The sequence below is a fragment of the Vibrio sp. S234-5 genome (genome assembly GCF_000960595.1).
GTDB lineage: Bacteria > Pseudomonadota > Gammaproteobacteria > Enterobacterales > Vibrionaceae > Vibrio.
In genome coordinates this window covers 1-396 of sequence record NZ_JZAM01000420.1, presented here as the reverse complement: position 1 = coordinate 396, position 396 = coordinate 1, and the positions used below count along the sequence as shown (strand labels likewise).

The window sequence follows — 396 nt, the reverse complement described above, 5'->3', positions numbered from 1 at the left end:
TGAACAGCGCGGCGGCGGGGCGCGAGAGGAGCGGGGGCGGTAGGGCGGTGCCGACGGGCCACAGCGTGACGTTTGGCGATACGTTGTACTCGAATGCGGAGAAAACGGCGGCGGCATTCAGCTTTAGCAGCGCGGAAGCGGGGGCTAACTACAGCTACACCATCAGCAGCTCTAATGGTGGTAGCAGCGTAACGGGCACAGGCACGGTGGATAGCGGCAGTGAGACCGTCAGTGGCATCGACCTGTCCAATCTTAATGACGGCACCTTGACGCTGTCGGGCATCGTGACGGACAGCGCGGGCAACAGCGCCTCGGCGGAGACGGCGTGCAGGACGCTCGACACCGCAGCACCAGCAGGCCACAGCGGTGCGGTTGGCGCGACCATGATACCGAATG

At 64.6% G+C, this 396-nt stretch carries 1 protein-coding gene; it reads left to right on the top strand.

Annotated features, from left to right (window positions below):
• Positions 1-47: 47 nt before the first annotated feature.
• On the top strand, positions 48-396 hold a 349-nt coding region (locus UF06_RS22650; protein WP_045572489.1), incomplete at its 3' end, for a hypothetical protein.